We start from the raw sequence: 4,943 nt of genomic DNA, 5'->3' as shown, positions 1-4,943 counted from the left end.
GCGAGCTCACCGGCTACCCGCCCGAGGCCTTCGTGGAGGGGCGCGTGAGCTACGCCTCGCTCATCGCCCCCGAGGACCGGGGCCGCGTGTGGCGCGAGGTTCAGGCCGCCGTGGCCGACGGCCGGCCGTACGAGCTGGAGTACCGCATCCTGCCGCCGGGCGGCGCGGAGCGCTGGGTATGCGAGCAGGGCCGCGCGGTGGAGGACGGGGAGGAGGACGGGGCCCCGGCGGCGCTGGAGGGCTTCATCACCGACGCCACCGAGCGGGTGCACGCGCGCGACGCGCTCACCGGCAGCGAGCGCTACTACCGCGCGCTGGTGGAGAACGCCTCGGAGTGGGTGACGGTGTTCGACGGCGAGGGCCGCCTGCTCGACCTGTCGGCGGGCGTGCAGCGGCTCACGGGGCACCCCTCGTCGTCGCGCGCGGGCGGCACCATCTTCGACCTGATGCTCCCGGCCGACGTCCCGCGCGCCCGCGAGTGGGTGCGCGCCCTGGACCGCACGCCCCGCGGCAGCGCCGTGCTGCGCGTGCGCTTCCGCCGCGCCGACGGAGAGGTGCGGATGCTGGAGGCCACCGGCCGCAACCTGCTGCACGTGCCCGAGGTGCGCGCGCTGGTGGCCAGCCTCAACGACGTGAGCGAGCGCGCCGTGGCCGAGGAGCGCCTGGAGGAGAGCGAGCAGCGCCACCGCTCCCTCTTCCAGTTCAACCCGGACCCGGTGTTCTCGTTCGACATGGCGGGGCGCTTCACCAGCTTCAACGCCGCGGTCACCGAGCTGACCGGCTACGCGGGCGACGACCTGCTGGGCCAGCCCTTCGCCGGGCTGATCGTGCCCGAGGACCGCGAGGCCAGCGAGCGGCACTTCCTGCTGGCCGCGGCGGGCGAGCCGCAGCACTACTCCGCGGGCATCCGCACGCACGACGGGCGGCGCCTGGAGCTGACCGTCACCAAGCTTCCCATCTGGGTCAACGGCTCCATCGCGGGCGTGTACGGCATCGCGAAGGACGTGACCGAGCAGCGCGAGGCCGAGCGCCAGCTGCGCCTGCGCGACCGCGCCATCGCCGCCGTCACCGACGGCATCGTCATCTCCGACCCGCACCTGCCCGGCAACCCCATCGTGCACGCCAACCCCGGCTTCGAGCGCCTCACCGGGTACTCGGCCGAGGAGATCGTGGGCCGCAACTGCCGCATCCTCCAGGGCGAGGGCACCGACCCGGCCGCGGTGGCGCGCATGGCCGAGGCGGTGCGCGCGGGGCTGCCGTGCGAGGTGGAGGTGCTCAACTACCGCAAGGACGGCACGCCGTTCTGGAACGTGGTCTCCATCTCGCCCGTGCGCGAGCCGGGCGGGCGGCTGAGCCACTTCATCGGGGTGCTCAAGGACGCCACGCAGCGGCGCGAGGCCGAGCGGGCCGTGAGCGACCGCGAGCAGAGCTTCCGCTCGCTCATCGAGAACGCCCAGGACATCATCGCCGTGCTGGAGGGCGACGGGTACGTGCGCTTCGCCAGCCCCTCGGCCGAGCGGGTGCTGGGGTACACGGTGCAGGAGTTCGTGGGCGTGTACCTCTTCGAGCTGGTGCACGAGGACGACGTGCCGCGCGTGCTGGGCGTGTTCGACCGCGCCATCCGCTCGCCCGGCGAGCCGCAGTGGAGCGAGTTCCGCATGACGCGCAAGGACGGCGGCGTGCGCGTGCTGGAGACGGTGGCCACCAGCCTGCTGCACGACCCGGCCGTCATGGGCATCGTGGTCAACTCGCGCGACGTGACCGAGCGGCGCGAGGCCGAGGCGGCGCTGGAGGTGAGCCGGCAGCAGTTCCTGCAGTCGCAGAAGATGGAGGCCATCGGGCGGCTGGCGGGCGGGGTCGCGCACGACTTCAACAACCTGCTCACCGCCATCCGCGGCAACGCCGACCTCCTGCTGCTGGACCTGGCCGAGGACGACCGCGCCCGCGAGGACGTGGAGGAGATCCGCCGCGCGGCCGACCGGGCCGCCGCGCTCACCCGCCAGCTGCTGGCCTTCAGCCGCCGCCAGGTGCTGACGCCCAAGGTGATCAGCCTCAACGAGGTGGTCACCGAGATGGAGAAGCTGCTCCGCCGCCTGATCGGCGACCAGGTGGAGCTGGTGACCGAGCTGGAGGCCGACCTCGGCACCGCCCGCGCCGACCCCGGCCAGATCGAGCAGGTGCTGCTGAACCTGGCCGTCAACGGGCGCGACGCCATGCCCGAAGGCGGCCGCCTCACCGTGCGCACCGCCAACTCCCGGCTCGACGACGAGCTGGCGCGCCGCTTCACGTACGTGGTGCCAGGCCAGTACGTGCTGCTGGAGGTGCGCGACGAGGGCACGGGGATGGACCGCGAGACGATGGAGCAGGCCTTCGACCCCTTCTTCACCACCAAGGAGTCGGGCCGCGGCACAGGTCTGGGCCTCTCCACGGTGTACGGGATCGTCAAGCAGAGCGGCGGCTACATCTGGATCGACAGCGCGCCGGGCGAGGGCACCGCCGTCTCCATCTATCTCCCCCGCGCCGGCGACGAGCCAGCCGAGGAAGCCGCCGACGAGGCCGAGGCGGCCGAGCCCGCGCTGCCCCGCGGCAGCGAGACGGTGCTGGTGGTGCAGGACGAGTCCACCGTGCGCCACCTTTCCTGCCGCGTGCTCGCCCGCACGGGCTACACCGTGCTGGAGGCGCGCGACGGCTACGAGGGCCTGCGCATGGCCGAGCGCCACGCCGGCCCCATCCACCTGCTGCTGGCGGACCTGCTGATGCCGCGGCTGGGCGGGCGCGACCTGGCCGTGCGCCTGGGCCAGACGCACCCCGAGGCGCGCGTGCTCTTCCTCTCCGGCAGCGCCGACGCCGCCGCCCGGACCGGCTCCGCCGACCAGGTGCTCGAGAAGCCCTTCACCCCCGAAGCCCTCGCCCACCGCATCCGCGACGTGCTGGACCCGCCCGCGCTGCCGGCCGCGAGCTGACGCGGAAAAATTCGCTCGAGAGGTCGAACCTAACGGCCTCACCGCCCGTTTTGACACATTCCTGCGTTCGGTATATATTCCCCCAGTAAACACCGAAGACAGGAGCCTAGGACGCAGGAGGTTGATCAAACGGCGGGTTCGGAAGTGGCTGGTTCGTGTTCGCGCGCGCGCGTAGCGGACGACGGTTGCAAGCAGAAACGTCAAACGCTGGAGGTCCGATCCATGTCTCGTCGATACACCGGCAACATGAGTGGTGAACGCTACCTTGCGAACAAGAGCCCGAGCAAGCGCGAGGTTCATGATCTGGACAACGAACAGACGCGCTGCCAGATCGACGACATCATCAGCGCTGGCAACGACAAACCGTATACTTCGCTGAGCTCCGCCAAGGCAGAAGGGTACGATAACTGCGCGCACTGCTTGGGCGATTCGACTCGGTAGGCAGCCGTTTTCACCGAGAGCACGACCTAGCCGCAGGTCACACTCACCACGTGTGATCAAGCGTGCGGTTAGAGGCCGGGCACCGATTGGTGTCCGGCCTCGTGATTTCTCCCTGTCAAGACCCCCACACCACAGCTCCGCCCAATATTTTTACACCAGTAGACAAGTCATTACACAACGCGATTTTACGTAGATTTCCGCCGAACAGCTGTTCGAGAACCGCACATCGGAATCGCGACCCAGGGTTTGCGCTAAGTATCTATAATTACACTGCTTACCGGAATTTCGGCAGATGGCTTGCCTCTGGCATTGGTCACGGGTGATCGCGCGGTGCGCGAGCCCGTCCCCGTAGACCTTTCCCGAGGTGTGTGCCATGCAGAGCGGAAGAATCCTGATCGTCAGCGACCGCAAGGAAGTGGTGGCCGAGCTGGAGCCGATCATCCGCGCGGGGCAGCACCTGGTGGCCTCCGTGCCCGACGGCGTGGAGGCCGTGCGGCTGCTGGACGAGGGGCTGGTGCCGGACCTGGTGGTCACCGACCTGGGGTCGGACCGGTCGCTGGAGGGGATGGAGTACCTGTGGCGCTTCCGCGAGCTGAACCGCGTGGGGCAGCACATGGTGGTGGTGGAGAGCGGCGCACCCTTCACCGCACCGGCCGGCGCCGCGGCCGAGCGCATGACCGTGCTTCCGCGCCCGTTCCAGCCCGCCGCGGTGCAGCAGGCCGTGGACGCCGCCGTGAGCCGCATCTCGCGCGACCTGCACGCCCTCCGCGGCGAGATGTGCCGCGAGGTGAGCCGCCTGCACGGCGCCATCCGCGATGCGCAGAAGGAGATGGTCGGCGCGCTGGCGCTCACCGTCTCGGCGCGCGACCCCTACATGCAGGGGCACGCGGCGCGCGTGGCCGAGCTGTGCGTGCGTGTGGCCCGCGCGCTGCACGTGGACCCCGCCGAGGTGGACCTGCTGGAGAGCGCCGCCATCCTGCACGAGATCGGCAAGGTGGGCGTGCCGGTGGAGCTGCTGCACAAGACCGACCCGCTGCGCCACGACGAGCTGGCGCAGATCCGCTCGCATCCGCGCATCGGGGCCGAGATCGTGCGCGGGGTGCCGTCGCTCAAGCGCCTGGCGCCCATCGTGGAGCACCAGGGCGTGGACTACGCCGACCTGGCCGGCGTGCTGGACCCGAGCGCTTCGGAGTTCCTGCTGGTGAGCATCCTGCGCGTGGTGGACGCGTACGACGCGATGGTCTCGGCGCGCAGCTACCGCGCGCCCATGCCGCGGCAGTACTGGGAGGCCCACCTTCGCGACGGCGCCGGCCGGCGCTTCCACCCCGGCGTGGTGCGCGCCTTCTTCGCCGCCGTCGCCGTGTCCTCTCCCGAGACGCGGCCGCTGGCCCGCACCGCGTAAGCGTTCGGGAGATGCACGGCCGCGCATCCTTGGAGCATCGTTGATCGGCCGAAAAGTGGCGGGCGGTAGGAAGTGATGGCGAGGCGGGTAGGAGCAGGGGGATGACGATAAGCGGCGAGGCCGCCGGGATGCTTGGC

At 70.7% G+C, this 4,943-nt stretch carries 3 protein-coding genes; all 3 read left to right on the top strand.

Translation table 11 applies throughout. From position 1 onward, the window contains the following. Positions 1-2,963 (top strand): PAS domain S-box protein (locus VFE05_01530; protein HET6228726.1); only part of this gene is annotated, 2,963 nt, incomplete at its 5' end. Positions 2,964-3,185: 222 nt separating this feature from the next. Then, on the top strand, positions 3,186-3,404 hold the full coding sequence (locus tag VFE05_01525) for a hypothetical protein (protein ID HET6228725.1): 219 nt from the start codon (positions 3,186-3,188) through the stop codon (positions 3,402-3,404). A 373-nt stretch (positions 3,405-3,777) separates the two neighbouring features. Beyond that, a complete protein-coding gene (locus tag VFE05_01520) occupies positions 3,778-4,806 on the top strand; it encodes an HD domain-containing phosphohydrolase (protein HET6228724.1) in 1,029 nt (342 codons plus the stop codon). Positions 4,807-4,943 lie beyond the last annotated feature (137 nt).

The organism is Longimicrobiaceae bacterium (assembly GCA_035696245.1).
Classification (GTDB): Bacteria; Gemmatimonadota; Gemmatimonadetes; order Longimicrobiales; family Longimicrobiaceae; genus DASRQW01.
This window is presented reverse-complemented; position numbering and strand designations above follow the sequence as displayed.

Bases quoted from the DNA above. Each gene is read 5' to 3' on its own strand.
- VFE05_01525 (HET6228725.1), top strand. From the start codon at position 3,186: ATGTCTCGTCGATACACCGGCAACATGAGTGGTGAACGCTACCTTGCG.
- VFE05_01520 (HET6228724.1), top strand. From the start codon at position 3,778: ATGCAGAGCGGAAGAATCCTGATCGTCAGCGACCGCAAGGAAGTGGTG.